Source organism: Phycisphaerae bacterium, assembly GCA_035275405.1.
GTDB lineage: Bacteria > Planctomycetota > Phycisphaerae > UBA1845 > UTPLA1 > DATEMU01.
Genome location: DATEMU010000003.1, coordinates 377777 through 398257, shown reverse-complemented (window position 1 = coordinate 398257; position 20481 = coordinate 377777). Strand labels below are relative to the sequence as shown.

18 protein-coding genes are annotated in these 20481 nt (G+C 62.4%); 6 read left to right on the top strand and 12 right to left on the bottom strand.

Features of this window, described 5'->3' with window-relative positions:
- Position 1: 1 nt before the first annotated feature.
- The 3 genes from VJZ71_03575 to der form a co-directional block, all read right to left on the bottom strand.
- Entirely contained in the window at positions 2-1636 is a 1635-nt protein-coding gene (locus tag VJZ71_03575) for a protein kinase (GenBank protein ID HKQ47135.1), read from the bottom strand.
- Between the two features lie 157 nt (positions 1637-1793).
- Positions 1794-2324, bottom strand: a complete 531-nt coding sequence (locus tag VJZ71_03570; protein HKQ47134.1) for a hypothetical protein — start codon at positions 2322-2324, stop codon at positions 1794-1796.
- Between the two features lie 87 nt (positions 2325-2411).
- The gene (gene der, locus VJZ71_03565) at positions 2412-3767 is read right to left on the bottom strand and encodes a ribosome biogenesis GTPase Der (protein HKQ47133.1); all 1356 of its coding nucleotides are present in this window, start codon (positions 3765-3767) and stop codon (positions 2412-2414) included.
- A gap of 295 nt (positions 3768-4062) precedes the next feature.
- Between der and VJZ71_03560 the strand changes: the two genes are divergently transcribed.
- The gene (locus tag VJZ71_03560; GenBank protein ID HKQ47132.1) at positions 4063-6675 is read left to right on the top strand and encodes an immunoglobulin domain-containing protein; all 2613 of its coding nucleotides are present in this window, start codon (positions 4063-4065) and stop codon (positions 6673-6675) included.
- Between the two features lie 20 nt (positions 6676-6695).
- Here VJZ71_03560 and aceA read toward each other — a convergent pair whose 3' ends face one another.
- Together aceA and aceB are read right to left on the bottom strand one after the other, a co-directional pair.
- Positions 6696-8006 (bottom strand): isocitrate lyase, encoded by a 1311-nt coding sequence (gene aceA, locus VJZ71_03555; GenBank protein ID HKQ47131.1) that lies wholly within the window; start codon positions 8004-8006, stop codon positions 6696-6698.
- 42 nt (positions 8007-8048) lie between these two features.
- A complete protein-coding gene (gene aceB, locus VJZ71_03550; protein HKQ47130.1) occupies positions 8049-9656 on the bottom strand; it encodes a malate synthase A in 1608 nt (535 codons plus the stop codon).
- A 184-nt stretch (positions 9657-9840) separates the two neighbouring features.
- On the opposite strand from aceB, the gene VJZ71_03545 reads away from it, so the two are divergent.
- Positions 9841-10761: a LysR family transcriptional regulator gene (locus tag VJZ71_03545; protein HKQ47129.1), complete on the top strand. Its 921-nt coding sequence runs from the start codon at positions 9841-9843 to the stop codon at positions 10759-10761.
- 65 nt (positions 10762-10826) lie between these two features.
- Positions 10827-11822, top strand: a complete 996-nt coding sequence (locus VJZ71_03540; GenBank protein HKQ47128.1) for an NAD(P)H-dependent glycerol-3-phosphate dehydrogenase — start codon at positions 10827-10829, stop codon at positions 11820-11822.
- A 26-nt stretch (positions 11823-11848) separates the two neighbouring features.
- Here VJZ71_03540 and gatA read toward each other — a convergent pair whose 3' ends face one another.
- The 5 genes from gatA to VJZ71_03515 form a co-directional block, all read right to left on the bottom strand.
- Positions 11849-13258 (bottom strand): Asp-tRNA(Asn)/Glu-tRNA(Gln) amidotransferase subunit GatA, encoded by a 1410-nt coding sequence (gatA, locus tag VJZ71_03535; GenBank protein ID HKQ47127.1) that lies wholly within the window; start codon positions 13256-13258, stop codon positions 11849-11851.
- Complete coding sequence (gatC, locus tag VJZ71_03530) at positions 13255-13560, bottom strand: Asp-tRNA(Asn)/Glu-tRNA(Gln) amidotransferase subunit GatC (protein HKQ47126.1); 306 nt, start codon at positions 13558-13560, stop codon at positions 13255-13257. Before gatC ends, gatA begins: the two co-directional genes overlap by 4 nt.
- A 13-nt stretch (positions 13561-13573) precedes the next feature.
- On the bottom strand, positions 13574-13843 hold the full coding sequence (gene rpmB, locus VJZ71_03525; GenBank protein HKQ47125.1) for a 50S ribosomal protein L28: 270 nt from the start codon (positions 13841-13843) through the stop codon (positions 13574-13576).
- A gap of 169 nt (positions 13844-14012) precedes the next feature.
- Complete coding sequence (locus tag VJZ71_03520; protein ID HKQ47124.1) at positions 14013-15317, bottom strand: SCP2 sterol-binding domain-containing protein; 1305 nt, start codon at positions 15315-15317, stop codon at positions 14013-14015.
- A 76-nt stretch (positions 15318-15393) separates the two neighbouring features.
- The gene (locus tag VJZ71_03515; protein HKQ47123.1) at positions 15394-15834 is read right to left on the bottom strand and encodes a MarR family winged helix-turn-helix transcriptional regulator; all 441 of its coding nucleotides are present in this window, start codon (positions 15832-15834) and stop codon (positions 15394-15396) included.
- Positions 15835-16031: 197 nt separating this feature from the next.
- Between VJZ71_03515 and VJZ71_03510 the strand changes: the two genes are divergently transcribed.
- The 3 genes from VJZ71_03510 to VJZ71_03500 are packed head-to-tail and all read left to right on the top strand — an operon-like array spanning position 16032 to position 18078.
- The gene (locus VJZ71_03510; protein ID HKQ47122.1) at positions 16032-16622 is read left to right on the top strand and encodes a sigma-70 family RNA polymerase sigma factor; all 591 of its coding nucleotides are present in this window, start codon (positions 16032-16034) and stop codon (positions 16620-16622) included.
- A gap of 26 nt (positions 16623-16648) precedes the next feature.
- Positions 16649-17143, top strand: a complete 495-nt coding sequence (locus VJZ71_03505; protein ID HKQ47121.1) for a hypothetical protein — start codon at positions 16649-16651, stop codon at positions 17141-17143.
- A gap of 17 nt (positions 17144-17160) precedes the next feature.
- Positions 17161-18078 carry a hypothetical protein gene (locus VJZ71_03500; protein ID HKQ47120.1) on the top strand — a complete coding sequence of 306 codons (918 nt, stop codon included), beginning with the start codon at positions 17161-17163 and terminating at the stop codon, positions 18076-18078.
- Between the two features lie 3 nt (positions 18079-18081).
- Here VJZ71_03500 and VJZ71_03495 read toward each other — a convergent pair whose 3' ends face one another.
- The gene (locus VJZ71_03495) at positions 18082-19191 is read right to left on the bottom strand and encodes a phosphatase PAP2 family protein (GenBank protein HKQ47119.1); all 1110 of its coding nucleotides are present in this window, start codon (positions 19189-19191) and stop codon (positions 18082-18084) included.
- Between the two features lie 131 nt (positions 19192-19322).
- Positions 19323-20435 carry a zinc-binding dehydrogenase gene (locus VJZ71_03490; GenBank protein ID HKQ47118.1) on the bottom strand — a complete coding sequence of 371 codons (1113 nt, stop codon included), beginning with the start codon at positions 20433-20435 and terminating at the stop codon, positions 19323-19325.
- Positions 20436-20481 lie beyond the last annotated feature (46 nt).

The window sequence follows — 20481 nt, the reverse complement described above, 5'->3', positions numbered from 1 at the left end:
GCTATTCGTCGTTCCCGAGTACCACGTCGGCGTGCGCCTGCGGTGCAGGCTTGCAGCGCGGGCAGGGTCGCCGCCCCGCCGCGACGGCTTTCTCCGCCGATTCGTAGATCACGAGATTGGAGGCGAAGACGCTGCGTCCGCAATCGCTGGCGGCGGAATGGAAGACCGCGCCGTTCTTCGTTCCCACGAACTGAACCTTGGCGGGATCCACCAGGTTCGGCACCTGAGGCCACGGGACCTTCGCCTCTTCCAGGGTCGCGAACTTCTGCTCGGACGACGCGGCGGCGGTCGGCTTGGGCGCCGGTTCGGACTTGGGTTTGGTTTCCTCGGCGGGCGCCGCATCGGGAGAGGCCGGCCGATCCGGGAACTGAATCGCCGGTTGGCGCATCTGATCCAGCTTGTCGTTGAGGTTGAGGAAGTAGTAGAGCACGGCGGCGATGCCCAGCAGGACGCCGATGACCGCGCCGCAAATCGCAATGCCTGCATGGCTGACGCGCTCGCGCGAACGCATGACGGGGTCTTCGTCGGCGCACAGCTTGATGGCGGCGACGAGTTCGTCGGCGCTTTGGTAGCGCTCCGACGGCTCGACAGCGAGGCAGCGCCGCAGGACCTCCTGCCCTTTGGCGGTCAGCCCCTTGATCCCTGAAAAATCCGGCGCCGGCGGATTCTGGTGCATGGCGACGAGCTTGGAGCGGGAATCGGCGTGAATCCACGGCCGGCCGCGCATCGCGTACAAAAGTACCAGCCCCATCGAGTAGATATCGCTGAGCGGGGTTGTGTTCTTGCCGCGGGCGGTCTCCGGCGCGATCCAGCCCAGGGAACCGACCGCCTTGCCGCGAAGCTTGGCGCTCGTCTCCTCGTGGCTCACGTCCGCGAGGCCGAAGTCCATCAGCTTGAGGTGCCCATGATCGTCAAACATGAGATTGCCGGGTTTGACGTCGCGGTGGATGATCCCGCGCTTGTGCGCCAGGGCCAGCGCCTTGACCGGGCCGACCATCCAGTCGAAGAGTTGCCGCGGCGGGATCGGGCCCATCCGCTCGACGAATTCCTTGAGCGTGCCGCCTTCCATCAATTCCAGGGCGAGGAAGACCTGTCCCTGGTCCTCGGCGACTTCGAAGATCGAGACGACGGCGGGGTGTTGCAGCTTGGCGACGGCCCGCGCTTCCTGCATGAACAGATCGGCGGAGAGGCCGCCGATGTGGCCGCTGCCCTTATCCTTATTGGTCTTCGTCAGGATTTTCAGCGCGACATCGCGCTTGAGCTTATCGTCGTGGCCGCGCCAGACGACGCCCATGCCGCCCTGGCCCAGGATGGAAAGCACCTTGTAGCGACCGAGAATCTGGCCCGCCCAGCTTGTATCGATCGCGATCGACCGCGAACCGGCCGACGGCAGCGCGTCGCCGGGCAGCACGGCCTTGCCGGAATCCGACGGCGGCTCACTTTTGGCAACGACCGCCGCTTTGGCGCCGTTCGAGTCTTTCTCCACCGCGCGAAATTCAGTGCGGCAATGTCGACAAACCATTCGCCGGCCGAGGAGCCGTGCGGCGACTTTGTAGCCCTGCTTACACTCCGGGCAGACGACGGCCACGCGCCGATCCGGCGCCAAGTTTGCTTCATTTTGGACCGTCGGTTTCACGCTCGGCCGCGCCTCGGTAAAGAAGACCCCATTCTGATCTTATTCCTACAGCCCGGTGTCATTCCAGCGTCCATTCGGAAGGTTGCTTATAGGGCCCCGCTCAGGGTGTTGGGCGGGCTCCGTCCGCGGTTTAATCCAGATGGCGGGGCAACCCGCCCTACAACCGGCCACGAAGCTGCTTGAGAAAACCCTGGAGTACTGGTCGCGGCAGTGTCGGAAATCCGTAAGCGGTCAAATCCTCGGCGGCCATTTCATCCAGCATCGACATCGCCTGCATCCGATGGCCTGCCAGTTGATTGGCCACTTCGTCGGCCTGTTGAAGCTTTCCGCCGCTCATCGATTCGACAAACCGCACAATGAGCGAGGCGATGTGCCTGGAGGGCGGCGGCGGCGCCGACGATGCGCCGGTGGACGCCCGCTTGACGCCCTTACCCGGCATGTCGCCGGGGATCGATTTTTCGTGCAGGAGTTTCCACTGGTAGGCGGCGTCTTCCCGCGACGCTTTTTGGCGCTTCTTCTCCTCCTCATCGTCCAACGGCGCAAGGTCCAACTCGCCTTCATCGGGCGTCATTGGGCGGGGGACATAGTTGACGCCATTGCAGTGCGGACATTTCCCCTGCCGCCCCGCTGCTTCATCCGGCGCCTTGATCTGATGGTTGCAGTGATTGCAATGAAATTCGATGGCCATGTTTTTAGTGGCACAGGTTATTGACCTGTGTCGATTTTCAATTCTACGGCCGGCAGGGTCGCCCGCCGCCACAGCCGCATGTCGGCATTACCCGCTGGCCACTTCCCGGCTCTTCCTCGCCCGCCAGACGAATCGTACCGGCACCTCCTCGAAGGGTAAAGTTTCGCGAATCCGGTTCTCCGCGAACCGCCGGTACTGCTCCCGCACGATCGCGGGGTTATTCACAAACAGCACGATCGTCGGCGGGCACGTGCTGATCTGCGTCGCATAGTAGATTTTAGGCTGCGCCCCGTGCTTGCTGGCGACCGGCTGATAGGCCGCCAGCGTCTCCTCGATGGCCCGGTTGAGCTGCCCCGTCGTGACGCGCTGCCGGGCCTGTTTGAAAAGCCCCTGGGCGGTCTCGATGGCCGCGCGGATGTTCTTGCCGACCGTCGCCGTCGTAAAGGCGATCGGGGCGGTCGCCATGTGGGGCATGACTTTCGTCAGGTATTCGCCGTAATCCTCGGCCCCCGCGCGGCCCTTGGCGAGGTCCCACTTGTTCACGACGATGACGCACGGTTTGAATTCGTCGATGACGATCCGCGCCAGCTTCTTGTCGACGTCGCTGATGTCGGCGGTGGCGTCGATGAGAAAGAGTACGACATCCGCCCGGCGGATCGAAGCCAGCGCCCGCGTGTAGCCGTAGAACTCGACGCTGCTCTTGAGCCGCGCCTTCTTGCCGACGCCCGCGGTGTCGATGGCGACGAACGATTGACCGGCCATTTCGAAGCGAACGTCGATCGAATCGCGCGTCGTGCCGGGCACCTCGCTGACGATCACCCGCTCCTCCCCCGCTAGCGCGTTGATGAACGTGCTCTTGCCGACGTTGCGTTTGCCGATGATCGCCACCCGCATGACCGGCGCGACCGGCTCCTCGCCCGCCTCATCGCCCAAGCGCTCGATGATCGTCTCCAGGAGTTCGCGCCGTCCCCGTCCATGAAGGGCGGAGACACAAATCGGCTCGCCGAAGCCGAGCTTGATCAGCGAGCCCGCCTGCAACTTGTGCTGGTCGATGTCCGCCTTGTTGGCGACAAGGAGTACGGGCGCCTTGGGCTGTTGCGCACCACCTTTACCGCCGCGCAGCAACCGCGCCACTTCTGAATCCAGCGGTGTGATCTCCTGCTGAACATCCACGACGAAGAGGATGAGCGACGCACCCGAGATCGCCAGTTGAATCTGCTGTTCGACATGCGCCGTCAGGTCGTCCGCATCCTCGATCCCGTACCCGCCGGTATCGATCAACTCGAAGTAGCGATCGTCCACCTCGCAGACGGCGGAGACGCGATCCCGCGTCACCCCCGGCGTCGGATCGACGATGCTGATCCGCCTGCCGGCGAGGGTGTTGAGGAGGCTGCTCTTGCCGACGTTGGGCCGGCCGACGATGGCGACGATGGGGAGGGACATGGGGGCATTCTATTGGAAAACCGAGCCGGCGGCCTATCCTGCTGGTTTGCCCCCACAATCAGGAATAACTTGGTGAGTATTGGTGTTCATAAGCTGGCGAAGACTCCATTATTTTGGTGCTCGAATCGGGGTCCAGCCAGTTCGGAGAAACATAGTGGTCGGAATCTTGCGAATTCTCATGCTTGGAGCGGTTGCCACTGGGCTGCTATACAACGCCAACTTGCGCGCGCAGTGCCAGTATGATTGGGCTTCTGAGTTCCACGATCTTGGGCCAACCCCGAGTAACGTTCGCGCCATGATCGTCTTCGACGACGGTTTCGGGCCCGCTCTTTATGCCGCGGGAAGTTTTTACGATCCTCACGTCGGTACCGCCTACCTCGGAAAGTGGAGCGGCACCGAGTGGCAGAGTCTCGGAGATGGTCCGGTCGGAGGATTTGAACCCGTCGTCGCTCTCGCCGTCTTTGATGATGGAACGGGTTCGGCGCTGTACGCAGGCGGTGATATTACGTATGCCGGCGGCATTGAAATGCGCGGGGTATTCAAATGGAATGGAAAGACGTGGTCACATGTCGGAGATGGGCTCCGGTCGGTCGGTGCCCTCGCCGTCTTCGACGATGGCCACGGCCCGGCGCTCTACGCCAGCGCACGTATGAGTTCGAATTTCAAGTTGACGATAGTGAAGTGGACCGGGACGAGCTGGGAATCTCTCGTCGAAGCCGAAACGATGGGCTTCGGTGCCATGACGGTGTTCGACGACGGGACGGGGCCCTCTCTTTTCGTGGCCAGTAGCCGCACCAATGTTGGGGGGGTCAGTGTCCGGAACATTGCGAAGTGGGACGGGGCGGCGTGGAGCAGTGTCGGTGAGGGACCGCTTAACGGCACGAACGGCCAGATTCGATGTCTTTATTCTTTCGATGATGGATCGGGGCCAGCGTTATACGTCGGCGGCGATTTTACGGAGGCGGGCGGGTTCAGCGGCAACCGAATTGCCAAATGGAACGGCAACGCATGGTCGGCACTCGGCAGCGGCATGGACGATAGGGTGAATTCCCTTTGCAGCCATGATGACGGTACCGGTCCAGCCCTTTATGCGGCCGGCACATTTGTTGCTGCAAATGGGAATACTGTCAGACGAATCGCCAAGTGGAACGGCAGCGATTGGCTGTCTCTTCAAAGCGGCCTTAACGCGTCGGCCCTGTCCTTATGTGAATACAATGACGGTACCGGCCCTGCGCTTTTTGTGGCCGGTAACTTTTATTACGCCGGTGGCGTTTACACCGCACACATGGCTCGATGGCGGCATTCAAAATGGTCGAGGCTTGGCAGCGGCGTAGAATACGGGCCATACGACTTTGGGGGAATCATCTATTCACTCAAGCGCTTTGATGATGGCCAGGGACCCGCCCTTTACGCCGGGGGCGATTTTCTATGGGCGGGAGGTCTGAGGGTCAATCACATTGCGCGTTGGGACGGTGAAGCGTGGTCGTCGCTTGTCGGCGGGCTCTCGGAAGAGCATTCCGTTGCGTACGCGGTTGAGACTTTTGACGATGGATCGGGTTCCGCGCTCTACGTTGGCGGGGATTTCGAAAGTGCAGGAGGAATCTCCGCAAACTCAATTGCCCGATGGGATGGAACAACGTGGACGCCGCTCTCGAGCGGCGTCACCGGTCTGGGGAATGAAGTGCGATCACTGGCCGTATACGACGACGGAACTGGGCGCGCACTCTACGTCGGCGGGAGTTTCGCTTTTGCCGGTGGTTTGGCGGCCGACAAAATTGCGCGCTGGGATGGTAATGCGTGGTCCGCCGTCGGCGAAGGATTCCAGGGCGACAACCAAGGCAACGACGAGTTTCAGGGTGTCCGCGCTCTGGTCATTCATGACGACGGGACCGGTTCCGCCCTTTACGCCGCCGGAAACTTCAACAGTTCGGGCGCCACACCCATTCTCGACATCGCCAAGTGGAAGGACGAAACGTGGACGCCCGTCGGCGGCGGCATTCCCGGCGATTACGCCGAGGTCTGGGCCCTTGCGGTGTTTGACGATGGCGATGGCCCCGCCCTCTACGCTGGCGGTTTCTTCACGCAGGCCGGAAACGCGGCAGTTAACAGCCTCGCCCGATGGAAGGACGGCGAGTGGTCGGACGTGGGCGGCGGTGTACAGTACTCAGGTTGGGACTTTGGTATTGTCACGGCGTTAAGCGTCTTTGACGACGGGAACGGACTCGCGCTCTACGTCGTCGGCCTCTTTGACTCCGCGGGGCCGCTGGCCACGCACAACATCGCTAAGTGGGACGGAGCCGAATGGTCCGTACTCGAAGGAGGAATTGGAGGAGACGAGTATTCGAACCCGGTCTATGCGATGACTGAATTCCCGGATTCTCTCGGCCCGGCGCTGTATGTCGGAGGCTTCTTCAGTCGAGCGGGGGACAAAGAGTCGTTGGGGATCGCCAAGTGGTCACTTCACGGACCGAAGCCCGTCATCACACGACATCCGGTCACTCAAATTGTCTGCGCCGGAGAACCTACGAGCCTTTCCGTCAAAGTGACTGGCCGTCAGCCTCTCGGGTACCGATGGCGGAAAAACGGTGTATTGATGGAGGGCGAGGACCACCGCCACGTTCATTTTGGGCGCGTGGTTCGAACCGACGCCGCGCGCTACGACGTAACCGTAATGGGTCCGTGTGGCGAGACGCAAAGCTACGACGCTTTTCTTTATGTCCTTTCTTCGAACACCGGTGACGGGGACTTGAATGACACGTCCGATGGCGCCGATCTTCAGCGGTTCGTCGATTCCATCCTCAACCGCGGTCCGATGACACGCGGCTATTGTGCGTACGATATGAACGACGACGGCGCCGTCGATGCATCCGACGTGCCGTTGTTCGTCGATAGACTCCTCATCCAGTAGGAGACTGCGTGGCGGCGTCTTTACGGAGCCGCCTTCCCCGCGCACGGCCCAAACTGCTCCGCCTCCGTCGAATGCGCCAGCGCCGCTGTCTCGTCCGAGCCGCCGGTGATCAGCGTAGCAATCTCGTCGAAGTAGCCCGTGCCGACGAACTTCTGGTGCGTCGTCGCGGAGTAACCATACTTCTCGGCGCACTCGAACTCGCGGGACTGCAGGCGGGCATACGCCGACATCCCCTCGGTCTTGTACTCGCGGGCCAACTCGAACATTGTCAGGTTCAAGGCGTGGAAGCCCGCCAGGGTAATGAACTGGAACTTGTAGCCCATCGCCCCCAGCTCCCGCTGGAACCTGGCGATCGTCGCGTCGTCGAGCTGGGCCTTCCAGTTGAACGATGGCGAGCAGTTGTACGCCAACAGCTTGCCGGGATACTTCGCATGAATCCCCTCGGCGAATGCCCGCGCCTCCTCCAAATCGGGATGTGCCGTCTCGCACCAGACCAAGTCCGCGTAAGGGGCGTACGCCAGCCCGCGGGCGATCGCACAATCCAGCCCGCCGCGCAGGCGGAAGAACCCCTCGACCGTCCGCTCGCCGGTCAGGAAGGGATGATCCCGTTCGTCACTATCGTTGGTGATGAGCTTGGCGCTGTCGGCGTCGGTCCGGGCGACGATGATCGTCGGCACGTCGAGAATGTCCGCCGCGAGCCGCGCAGCGATGAGCTTCTCGATCGCATGGCCCGTGTGCACGAGGACCTTGCCGCCCATATGGCCGCATTTCTTGGCCGACGAAAGCTGGTCCTCGAAGTGCACGCCCGCCGCGCCGGCCTCGATCATCTCCTTCATCAATTCGAAGGCGTTGAGATTGCCGCCGAAGCCGGCCTCGGCGTCGGCGACGATCGGTGCGAACCAGTACGTTCCGTTCTTGCCCGCCGAATGCGCGATCTGGTCCGCCCTCATGAGCGCGGCATTGAGCCGCCGCACGAGAGTCGGGACGCTGTTGGCCGGGTACAGGCTCATGTCCGGATAGGTCTGACCGGAGAGGTTGGCGTCGGCCGCGACCTGCCAGCCACTCATGTAGATGGCCTTGAGACCGGCGTGGATTTGCTGCACGGCCTGGTTGCCGCTCATCGCCCCGAGCGCGGCGATGTACGGCTCGCTGTGCAGAAGCTTCCACAGCCGCTCAGCGCCCAGCCTTGCGAGCGTGTGTTCCACGACGACGGTCCCGCGCAACCGCATGACATCGGCCGCCGAGTAGGGGCGAATGATCCCGCGCCAGCGTGCATCAGCTTTCCACTGCCGCTCCATCGCCGCCGCCTCATCTCGTGTATCGCGAATCATTTGAGTCCCTCCCAAGTGTGGAACAGGTTATTAGCCGGTTCGTTAATCCAAGTACTCGTACGCCGGCAGCGTCAGGAAATCCGCCAGTTCATCCGCCGTGGACAACCGGTCGAACAACTCCGCCGCCCGCTTGAAACAGCCGTTATCGAAACGCGACGCCCCCAGCGCCGCGCGGATCTTCGCCAATTCCTCTTCCATGACCTTGCGAAACAGCTCCGCTGTCACCCTTCGCCCGTCGGTCAGCGTGCCGCCCGCGTGGTGAATCCACTGCCAGATCTGCGTCCGCGAGATCTCCGCCGTCGCCGCATCCTCCATCAGGTTGTAGAGCGGTACGCAGCCGTTCCCGCCCAGCCACGCCTCGAGATATTGCACGCCGACGTTTACGTTTGTCCGCAGACCGGCTTCGGTGATCTCCCCGCACGGCACGGCGAGTAGGTCCACCGCCGTCACGTTTACGTCCTCGCGCAGCCGCGCGATCTGATTCGCCGTCGGCATCTTCGCGTTGAACACTTGCATCGCGATCGGCACGAGTCCCGGATGCGCGACCCACGTGCCGTCGTGACCGTCGCCTGCCTCTCGCTCCTTGTCGGCACGGACCTTGGCGAGGGCCGCCTCGTTTGCCGCCGGATCGTTCTTGATTGGAATCTGCGCGGCCATGCCACCCATCGCGTGCGCCCCGCGCTGGTGACACGACTTTATCACGTGCTGCGAATAGGCCCGCATGAAGGGCACGGTCATCGTCACTTGCGCACGGTCGGGCAGGACGTAATCCGGCCGGCGGCTGAACTTCTTGATGAAGCTGAAGATGTAGTCCCAACGACCGCAGTTGAGCCCCGCGGAATGGTCGCGCAGTTCGTACAGGATTTCCTCTGTCTCAAACGCGGCGAGGATCGTCTCGATCAGGACCGTGGCCTTGATTGTCCCCCGCGGGATGCCGAGCGTTTCCTGGGCCATGACGAAAACGTCATTCCACAACCGCGCCTCCAGATGGGATTCCAGCTTGGGCAAATAGAAGTATGGCCCGGTGCCGCGGTCGAGCAACTCCCGTGCGTTGTGGAAAAAATACAGCCCGAAATCGAAGAGCCCGCCGATGATCGGTCGGCCGTCGACGAGGACGTGTTTTTCCGGCAGGTGCCAGCCGCGCGGACGGACGAAGAGCACCGCGGTCTGGTCGTTCAACTTGTAGTTCTTGCCCTCCGGGCTGACATACGAGATGCGCCGCCGCACCGCGTCGCACAGGTTGATCTGCCCTTGAAGTGTGTTGTCCCACGTCGGGCTGTGGGAATCCTCGAAATCCGCCATGAAGACCTTCGCCCCGCTATTCAGGGCGTTGATGACCATTTTGCGCTCGACGGGCCCCGTGATTTCGACGCGGCGGTCTTCGATCTCTTTTGGAATCGAGGCGATCCGCCAATCCCCTTCCCGGATGGTGCGCGTTTCGGGCAGGAAATCCGGCATTCGTCCGGCGTTTATCTCCGCCTGGCGACGCCGGCGTTGCTCAAGCAATTGATTGCGCCGGTCCGAGAACGCGCGATGCAGCGAGGCGACGAACTCCAGAGCCTCGGGCGAAAGAATCGCCGCGTATTCCGGTGTCACGCGCCCGTTGATGCGCACGCCTGCGTCTCTGCTCGCTTGTGCCGTGGCCGCCATGCCGCAGCTCCTTCTTTCCAAAAAACACGAATCCGGGGACCTCGCGCGTACGAAACCCCCACCCATCCCCTCCACGGAGACCTGACGAACACCTGTCTGATCCTTACCGGAAGTGTAAGTATTTGACAAATCAATCATTTCAATAAATAATATTAGTAATACTAATAGTTGAGGAGCGCCCGCCATGCCGACCCGAACCGCCACCCACTACTACAAACAGAACCGCCTGCAACAACTGCGGGGCTTTTGCTACGCCGCCCAGGCGGGCAGCGTCTCCCGCGCCGCGCAGCGGATGGACCTCACCCAGCCCTCCGTCTCGCTTCAAATCCAGGCCCTGGAACGCGAATTTCACGCCACGCTCTTCGCCCGACGCGGACCGAAGATCACGCTCACCGCCGACGGTCAGGCCCTCTTCAAGCTCGCCGCCCCGCTCGTCGAGGCCATGGATTCCCTCCACGAGGCCTTCACTGCCCGGCACGATCGCGTCGAGACCGGCCGACTCGACATCGCCGCCGGCGAAGCCACGATCCTCTATGTCCTGCCCCGCTTTGTGCAGCGCTTTGCCCGGGCGCACCCCCGCGTCGAGGTGAAGCTGCACAACGTCCCCGGCCGCGATGGGCTGGCGATGCTCCGATCCGGCGACGTCGATTTCGCGGTTGGCTCGATGCTCGACCAGCCCGACGACATTATTTATCAGCCTTTGTTTACGTTTGATCCCGTGCTTATTACCGCGCCCCGTCATCCGCTGGCCAAGCGTCGCGGCGTGACGCTGGAAGCCATCAGCCAATACCCGTTGATCCTCCCGCCCAAGGCCCTGACCACGTGGCGGCTCGTGGACGAGGCCTTCAAAAAGCGCGGGCTCAATTATGAGATTGGCCTGGAGGCCGGCGGATGGGAGGTCATCAAGAAATACGTGCAGATGGGCGTGGGCGTCTCGATCGTTACCAGCATATGCCTGACGGGCAAAGAGCGGCTCGCGCGAGTCCCGCTCAACGCCTATTTCCAGCGCCGCACGTACGGCGTCGTCACGCGCAAAGACCGCTTCCTCTCCCCGCCCGCCCGGCGGTTCATCGAGATCATGCAGCCGCAACGGACTAGACGGTAACAAATCGCTCAATTATGCCGCCAAGCCACGGTTGAGTTTGCTGCCCATTAAACGATAATGCCCCCATGTTCGAACAAGTCGCCATGATCGGCGACGGTCAGATGGCCACCGTCTGTTCCGTCATGCTCGCGGACCGCGGCGTCCGTGTCCGCCTTTGGGGCAACGACCGGCAGAACGTCGAGGCCATGAAGGCGACGCACGAGAACCGGCGCTATCTGCCGGGGCTGAAGATCCCCGATCGGGTGTCCTTCACGACGGATGCCGCGGCGGTTTTCGCGAACGCGGAGGTCGTCGTCTCGGCCGTTCCCTGTCAGTTCATGCGCAGCGTCTGGCAGCGGATCGCCCCCGCATTCCCGCGCGGCACGCCCGTCGTCAATGTCGCCAAGGGCATCGAAAACGAAACACTGATGCGGCCCAGTGAGATCATTCGCGAGTGCGTCGGGCCCGTGTCCGTGACCGCTCTGAGCGGGCCCAGCATCGCCGCGGAACTGGCCCGCTGCATGCCCGCCACCGTCGTGGCCGCGAGCGACGACCTCGAACTTGCCCGCAATGTCCAAGAGACCTTTTCTTCGCAGTGGTTCCGCGTCTACACGAATGACGACCTGCTGGGAGTCGAGATCGCCGGCGCGGCCAAGAACATTATCGCCCTGGCCGCGGGCATCATCGACGGCCTGAAGGCCGGGGACAACGCCAAAGCCGCTCTGCTTACGCGAGGTCTCGTCGAAATAACCCGCCTCGGCGTCGCCATGGGGGCCCAGCACGACACCTTCGCCGGTCTCGCCGGTCTGGGCGATCTCGTCACCACCTGCGTCTCGCCACTGGGCCGCAATCGCTCGGCCGGTCAGCTCATCGGCCAGGGCCGCAAGGTCACAGACGTGATTGGGTCGACGCCATCGGTCATCGAGGGCATCCCCACGACGAAGAGCGTCCACCAACTTGCCCAGCGGCACGGCGTGGAAATGCCCATCACCGAGGCGGTCCACGGCGTGCTCTTCGAAGGCAAGGAAGTGATCGCGACACTGACCGAGTTGATGACCCGGAGACTCAAGGGGGAGGTCTAAATTCGAAGGGCCATTACCCCGGATAACTACTTCGCGCAAATCGGCGGTTGGCGATGATGATGCGACGTGGCCTCCTGGTAGGCGTTGGCGATCTGGAGTACCCGCCCCTCGCCGAAATGCGGGCCCATCAATTGCAACCCGATCGGCAGGCCTGACGCAGTAGATCCGCACGGAATCGAGATCGCCGGGATACCCGCGAGGTTCGCGGCGCAGTTGTAGATATCCGCGAGGTACATCGCCAGCGGGTCATCCGCTTTCTCGCCGAGCTTAAACGCCGGCGTCGGCGTCGTCGGCGAGAGGATTACGTCGCACTTTTTGAAAGCCTCGACGAAGTCGCGCTTGATGAGCGTCCGTACCTTAAGGGCCTTGAGGTAATACGCGTCGTAATACCCGCTGGACAGCGCGAATGTCCCCAGCATGATCCGCCGCTTGACCTCCGCGCCGAAGCCTTCCTCGCGCGACGCGCTATACAGATCAATGTAGTCGGTGGGATTCGCGGCTCGATGGCCATAGCGGACACCGTCGAATCGCGCCAGGTTGCTCGACGCCTCCGCCGTGCAGACGAGGTAATAACACGCGATGACGTACGGGCTGTGCGGCAGCGAGATTTCAAAGACCTCCGCCCCCAGCTTCTTGTAAACCTCAATCGCCGCCTCAACCGCTTGGCGCGTCTCCGGGTGCAATCCCTCGCCGAAATACTCGCGGGCAAAGCCGATCCGCATCTTTCCAACCGGCTCATCCAGCATCGCGACGTAATCGGGCACCGGTTCGTCGACGCTCGTCGAATCGCGCGGATCGCGACCGGCGATCGCACGCATTAGCTCCGCCACGCCCCGAACATCCACCGCCGCCGGCCCGATCTGATCCAGACTGCTGGCAAAGGCGACGAGCCCGTAGCGCGAAATGCGTCCATACGTGGGCTTCAACCCGCACACACCGCAAAACGATGCCGGCTGCCGCACCGACCCGCCGGTCTCACTACCCAGCGAATACGGGACCATCCGCGATGCAACGGCCGCGATCGATCCGCCGGAAGACCCACCCGGTACGCGCTCGGGATCCCAGGGGTTTTTCGTCGTGAAAAACCCGGAGTTCTCGGTGGAACTGCCCATGGCGAACTCATCGAGATTGGTCTTGGCGACAATGACCGCCCCGGCCGCGTGCAGTCGCTCTATGGCATGCGCGTCGTAGGGCGAGCGATAATTCGCCAGGATCTTCGACCCGCAGGTCGTTGTTCCCGCGGCGGTGCAGATATTGTCCTTCACCGCAATGGGCGCGCCAAACAGCGGCCCCGACTTCTGGGGCTGTCCATCGAGCGCCGCCGCCCGCCGCTTCGCATCATCGTCGAGCGTGCTCAGGCAACATCGAAGCTGTGGATCGACCCGCGCGATCCGCTCCAGCGCCGCGCCGATTTGTTCGGTAGCCGAGCCGCTCATGCCGTCTCCTGATCCAGCACCTTCGGCACTTTGAAATACGGCGGCGCCGGCGACGGAGCGTTGGCCAGGGCCTTTTCCACGCCAAGCGACGCGGCGGGTACGTCGTCCGCCAGGACATTGCACACGTCCAGCGGATGCGCCGTCGGCTCCACGCCGGTCACATCGACCTCGTTCAACTTCTCAACGTATTCGAGAATCCCGCCGAGCTGCGCCCCGAAGCGCGCAATCTCCTCCTCGGACAATTTCAACCTCGCCAAGTGGGCGATATGCCGGACTTTTTCGGGGTCTATCTTCGCGGACATGGGCGCCAGTGTATCAGGCGCTGGCGGCTTGTGCCTCAGGCTTGTAATTCCGCTTCATCGGCTTGCTGATCAGCCCCATGCGGATCGCCTTGGTTGACACCTTGATTCGTACAATCTGCCCGTCGATAACCGCCCGCACCCGCTGGATGTTCGGTTTGAACTTCCGCTTCGTCTTGCCCGTCACCTTGGTGCCGACGCCGCCCAGGTACTTGGCCTTGCCGCGGTGGGTATACTGGCGGCCGGTGGTGGTTCGCTTGCCGGTAAAGTGACAGACACGGGGCATAATACACCTTCGATGCGGGATGTCCTAAATCGATTTCGAGCCCTTCACTATAGCCGATTCGCCAGCGTTTGCAAGGCGTCCAACAGCCCTTCTGGGCCCAGCACGACATCATCTGATTCGAGGCCCTGGGCTACGGCTGCTACGAAGAAACCCGTAATCCGCTCCACCTTTACTGGGGAAAGCACTTTCCGAACGCCACCAGCAGCTTTAATGGGCCATCCAGCCGAATCTTCCGCCGCAGCAGTGCCCACAGTACGTTTCTTTCCTTCCTCAGAAAGCCGATCCACGCTTGCGAGTCGGCGGTAACGTGCAGATCGGGCTGGCCGATATGCCCCTCTTTCACGCTGACCTTCTGTTCTTGAATCACGACCGTTGCCTGCCGCTGCTCACGGCCGGTGAAGGTGAAGTGGAAAGTGGCGTTCAATCCCGCCGACTTTCCCGGCTGGAAGACGTGCGGCACTGCGCTGAGGAAAACCCCTATGGTGTTCGGCCGCAGGCTGTTGCCTACGTGCTTGATTTTCTTGTGGGGGAACCGTTTCGCGACATGATCCTCAGCGTCGGAATTTTTGGTGACGTAAACCGTCTCTTCCTTCTCTTGAAGCGGCCGCACGATTTCTTTGATATGTGCCTTCCGATCGGTGATGTACGGTCCGATGACGTTTTCTCCCGCTGGGCAGACCGCCAGGCAGTAAGCCGCTTTGTAGTTCGCGCCGTAGGACAGGCTCTGCCACATCGAGGCCGACTCCGCATCGCTGACCCGACGGCGGTAGTCGCGGGCGTTTTTGCTGTCGGCTACCTGCTCGACCCAGTTGGTGAAGCCGCCCATGAACTCTCGGTAGTTATGGGTGTAACAGGCCGAGAAGCTAAAATCCCCTTCCGGCGAGATGGCCCCCACAGGACATGCGGCCACGCACAGTTTGCATTCCAGACAAGGGTTGTAATTGATCGGCTGGCTGGACTCTGAAACCTCGGCATCCAACAGGATGGTCCCCAACAGGATGAAATTGCCGAACTTCTCATGGATCACGTTGCGGTGAATGCCCATCATTCCCAGCCCTGCCGCCACTGCGACCGGCTTGTGTGACACGACCCAAACCTTGCCGGGGAACCGATCCATCTCCATCGGGAAGCCCATCGCTGGGTTCATTGCTCGGATTCCGCGGTCTTCCAGAGTCTGAACCACGCGCCGGGCAATGTCATTGACCTCATCCCCGCTATGGTGGAATTCATTATTGGAGACCGAGCGAGCCGGTGTCCGAATGGCCTCTCGATTCATGCAAACCACGAAGCTGATCAGTGTCTTAGTGTGGGGGAACGCCTGGAGAATGTTTTGGCGCTGATCGTCCAAAGCGGGTCTACCGATCTCCACAAATCCCACGTCATCGGCGCCTGCATCAAGAACCAGTTGCTTCAGCCAACTGGCATCCAGCGACTCCTTCTTCGGCGGATCGAAAGGTACGACCTTGAGGTGCATCCGCTGCACGGTCGGGTGTTCTTCGAGCTTCATGGCTGTCTCCTTGTTGTATATGCAACTATATGTGAAAAAAAAGTCACTTTGCTGCGGCCCCTTTGCTGACTCGCTTCATGGCTTGGTTCAACTGCTCTACGAACCCATCCCCAAAAACCTTCTTAACCTGCTGTTGCGCCTCGCTCCAGGCCGGAAGTGCCTTTTCCAGGAGCTTGCGTCCCTGCGTTGTCAGGCGAAAAGGCTGAGAGCGGCCATCCTCGTCGGGCACAACTTCCAGCCAGCCACGAGCCTTCATTCGTTCGACGTTGCGGCTGAGGGTGGAAACATCGAGATGGAGATGTTTGCAAACTTCAATGGGGCGAGCCGTCCCCATCTTGGCGGCGGCGACCAGAATATTCATCTGGCTGACCTTCAGGTCGAGCAACCGCATGGCATCGTCATAGATGTTGGTGATGACGCGATTCAGCATGCGTAGCCGAACGGCAACGCACTCACTGGCGACCTTGTTAATCATCGCTTGCATAGGCTCGGCTCCCACTTCATGCCGCCGTGATGTTATTGTATATACAAACTATTTGGTTTGTCAAGAGGGACACCGTAGTTCTCCGGCGGGAACCGGGCATTACGGTCTTTGCTTCTTTCTCGTAATCTAGCCCTCCGGCGGAACTTACAATCCTGGCAATTAACGCCCGGGGGGAGCGTTTGGCTAAGTGAGGTCTGATGGACGGCGAAGCGCTGTCGGCGGCGATCCTGGGAGCCCAGCGCGGCGATTCAGCCTGCCTGGACCGCCTGGTCGAGCACTTTGCGGGCCGAATCTTCGGCTTTCTCTACAGGATGACCGGCTCCCGGCAGGACGCCGAGGACCTCATGCAGGAGGTATTCGTCCGGCTGGTGAGGATGATCGGCGTCTACCAGCACGACGGTCGCTTCGAGGCATGGCTCTTTCGGATTGCGGCGAACCTGGCCCGCGACCGCGTCCGCAAGCTCGGCCGCTCGCCCAGGGTCCTGGCCCTGGTCGAGTCGGATGCCGAAAGCGCGCGGCACTCCGGCGTGACGTCGATGGACGATCTCGCCTCGGCGGAAGAGCCGGTCGACGCCGGGCTAAGGCGTGGAGAGGAAGCGGACGCCCTGCACGCGGCGCTGAACGAGCTGCCGGCCGCGGAACGAGAGACCATCATGCTGCGACATTTTTCGCAGATGACGTTTAGGGAGATCGCCGAGGCGACGGGTGTGCCGTTGGGGACGGCGTTGGCCCGAGGACATCGAGGCTTGGCGAAGTTGCGAGAAATCATGTGTGGCACCGGCTCTTAACCGGTGCGATGTCTGGAGACGGATTCGTGAACGAGCAGGAGCGACAACTCGGAGAGATCGAAGCCAACGAAGCGTGGCTGGCCCGTTTTGTCACTCCCGCTCCGTCGGCCGAAGCCGTTGCGCGCGCGAAACAGGCCGCCCGCCGCGAACTTGCGCGAATGCACGGTGGTGCGGGTGCTCGATCCTGGAAAGCCTGGCACGGGACGCTTGCCGCCGCCGCGGCGTTGGCCCTCTGTGTGACCGTCGGCTGGTATGCGATGAGGCATCAACCCGCGATGACGTCGATGATGATGGCGGAGGCGGACGTTCAGCCGCTTTGGCCCGAGATGACCCAACAGCAAACGACCGTGCTTGTCGCGATGGATGATGAGATTTCCGATTTAGAGGAATGGTCGTCCGACGAGTCGTGGAGCGCCGGCGGCGCCGACCTCTACTACGCTCTGGAAGAGGCGCTGGATGCGAATACGACGAGCCAGCCGAACCCGGCTACTCCCGCCAGGACCAGCCGATCGCGGGGCTGATTTTTCGAGGATGATCGATGCTCCAATATTCGAAGAAGATCGCCAATAGCGTTCTCCTCAGTGCGGTCTTGATGCTGACGTGGTTCATTCCGAATACGTCCGTCGCTCTTCAAGACCAACCGCCACCGGACGATCGCCGCGCTGACGACGGCCCGGATGGCCCTTCGCGCGCGGGTCCCGACGATCGTCGCTTCGGTCCGCGCGATGATCGACCGCGCGATCGCCTCCGCCGCTGGCGTGAAAACCGCGGGCCGGATGGCATGGGCCCCAACGACGGTCTTCCGCCGGAGATGATCGAACGCATCCTGGATATGCTGCGCGACAATTTCCCGGAATATCACGCGCGGCTGATCAAGCGGCGCGAACAGAATCCGGAGATGTTCAGGGGCGCCGTTCGGCGCATTGTCCCCATCTTCAAGGAATACATGCTCCTCAAGGACGAGAAGCCGGAACTGGCCGCCGGAATCATTGAGGAATTCAAGAATGAAAGGAAACTCGGCGATTTGTCGCGCCGCTATCGGGAAGCGGCCAAAGACCCCGCGGCGCAATCCGCCATTGCCGGGGAGATCGAACCCCTCGTCCGCCGCCAGATCGATCTGCACCACCAGCGCATGGCATTCCGGCTCGAACAATTCGAAAAACGCATCCAGGAGCAGCAGGCGGCGCTGGAACGACAACGAAAACACCATGAGGAGGCGGGATCGAAACTTGAAGAACAGGTCGCGCGGCGGGTCGAAGAGATCAAGAAAGGCGAGCTGCGCCGCCCCTTCGACCGTCGCGGCCCCGGCCCCGGCGGTCCCGACGGATTCGGCGAAGACCCCCCGCGCGGTCGCCACGGCCCGGATGATGGTTCACCCCGAGGACGCCGTGGCCCTCGCCCCGACCGGCCTGACGGCCCACCGCCGCAGGAAGACGCCATCCCCGACGAGGACTAGTCGCTAATCCAGCGACTTCATAAACGCCACCCCCGCCCCGCCTTCCGGGCTCGCGTAGGGCAGCAGCTTCCATCCGAAGAACTCCGGATCGCGGCCCGAGGCGACGCTGTGGCCGATGACGGTGCCCAAGACCGCGCCCATGACCACGTCGGAGAAATAGTGCTCGCGGTCGTCCAGGCGCTCGAGTCCCGCCAGTGCAGCCAGGCCGTAGAGCGGCACCCCGACGAGATGGCCATACGCCTCGTGCATCACGCTGGCCACGACAAAACTGCTGGAGGTGTGTCCCGACGGGAAGGTGCCGTACTCGCCATTCGGCGATTTGTCCCACGAAGCGGCTTGACCGACCATGACCGTCAAGCCGTTGATCGTCAGCGCGGAGAAGAGCGTCTTGCCCACTTCGTAGGTCTTATCGTTGCAGGTCTGCTGCCCCAGCAAGTACCACGCCCCGGCCAGCGCGAAATGCGTGCCGGGATTGCCGATGGCCCCGAAGGCGTCGCGCCAGTCGCTGCTGTTCATGATGTGGTCGGGGGCACGGAAGTCGTTGTTTCGATTGAAGCGATGTTCCACCGTGTCGTCCGGACCGGTCTCCTGGATCGCCAGGGAACCGGCGTAGGCCGTGCCGAGGATCACGAGGTTGACCGGGCTGCCATACACGCGCTTGGTATCCCGCCACAAATCGCACGGCATGTTTTTGATGTCGCGCTTGGCCGTCTCCCAGAATGATGCGAGGGGCGGATCGCGCGTCGTTCGTTCCTCCGAACTCGTCGCCGTCGTCTCGACTTCGCCCGACCCGGCTTCGTCGGTGGTTTGCAGTTCGAAGCGCGACGTTTCTCCCGTCTCGCCCAGCGTCAGGGCCCGAAGGTCATGACGCGAAGCGTCGTCCGACGCCGCCGCCTCACGTACCCAGGCGGCGCTCCGGCCCGCGCGCGCGTCCGCCATTCCCTGGGCGCGAACCCGCGATCCGGGCATCGTCGGTTGGTCATTAAAGGTGCTGAGCCGCGCGCGCTCGACGACCGCCAGTCGTTTCGACAGGCCCTCCGGCGCGGGAGCGCGTTCCTGGGTTTGACATCCGACGATGGAGAAAAGACAAGCTAAAATCAGCGTCCGTTTCATGGTGCCCTCGCCGCTGAAAGGTCCCGAGCACCGCCGCCATCCGTAGCGGCGTGGATACGAGTTTATCGACGGTCGAGAGGGTGTCCAAATAGGTATCTATCAGTACCGTGTGACGGGGGCCTGCTGGGTTTTCAGGGGCAAATCACGGCCTTGCCCGTCCGCCAGTTCGCCACGGCGTCGAGCGCCTCGTTGACCTGATCCAGCCTGAAGCGATGTGTGATCAGCTCGTGGAACGGGAATCGATCGCGACGGGCGCGGAGGAACTCGATCGCTTTGGCCCAGTGGGTCGGTTCGCTGCCGTAGGAGCCGTAGACTTCCAACTCCTTCTTGGTGATCAGATGCGGGTTCAGTGCGATCGGGCCTGCGTCGCAGTATTGACCCAGCACCATGTACCGACCGCCGTCGCGAGCCAGTGGCCAGCCCTCCTGCACCGCGGCCGGATGACCGACGCACTCGATGACGACATCCGCGCCGAGTCCGTTTGTATGCTCCAGCACGACTCCGCGGCGCTTGTCTGCATTCTTCACCTCGTCGATGTCGATCACCACGTCGGCTCCGAATCGCTTGCAGCGCTCCAGCCGATCCGTCGGCCCGCCGATCACGATGATTGGCCGCGCGCCGGCGTCCGACGCGATCGCCAGCGCCGCCAGACCGACCGGACCGGCCCCCTGGATGACGCACGATTCCGCCCAGCGGATCGGCATCTTCTCATAGGCGTGGATCATCGTGACCAGCGCGCAGCCCGCGCCGATCAACGCCTCCGATGGCAGATCGGCAGGTAGCTTGAAAATCGCCGTGCCCGCGCGGAGGTGGTGATATTCCGCGTAGCCGCCCAACAAATGCGGCGGCTTGTCGCACGGCGTATTCACGCCGTATGCCTTGCGATTGACGCAGCGGCTCGGCAGCTTATGGACGCGGCAATACCGGCACTGACCGCACGGCATCCCTACGGTCCACGATACGCGATCGCCGATCGCCAGGGGCTCACCCAGCCAGTCGTTGACCTCGCCGCCCAGCGCCGCCACGGTCCCGACCGTTTCGTGCCCCATGACCAGCGGCAATGGCACGCTGAGCTGGCCTTTGTGCAGGTGGACATCCGTCCCGCACACGCCGGCCATTTCGATTTTGATCAGCGTGTCGCCCGCGCCGAGCAATCCGGGCATTGGCAGCGCGCGGACTTCGACCGGCCGATTGAAGTCCGCCATCACGGCGGCGCGAGCGGTTTGTGGCAATGTCGAGGACACGCGTTGATTCCAAAACGAAGAGCGGCGGCACGGCAATGACCGTACT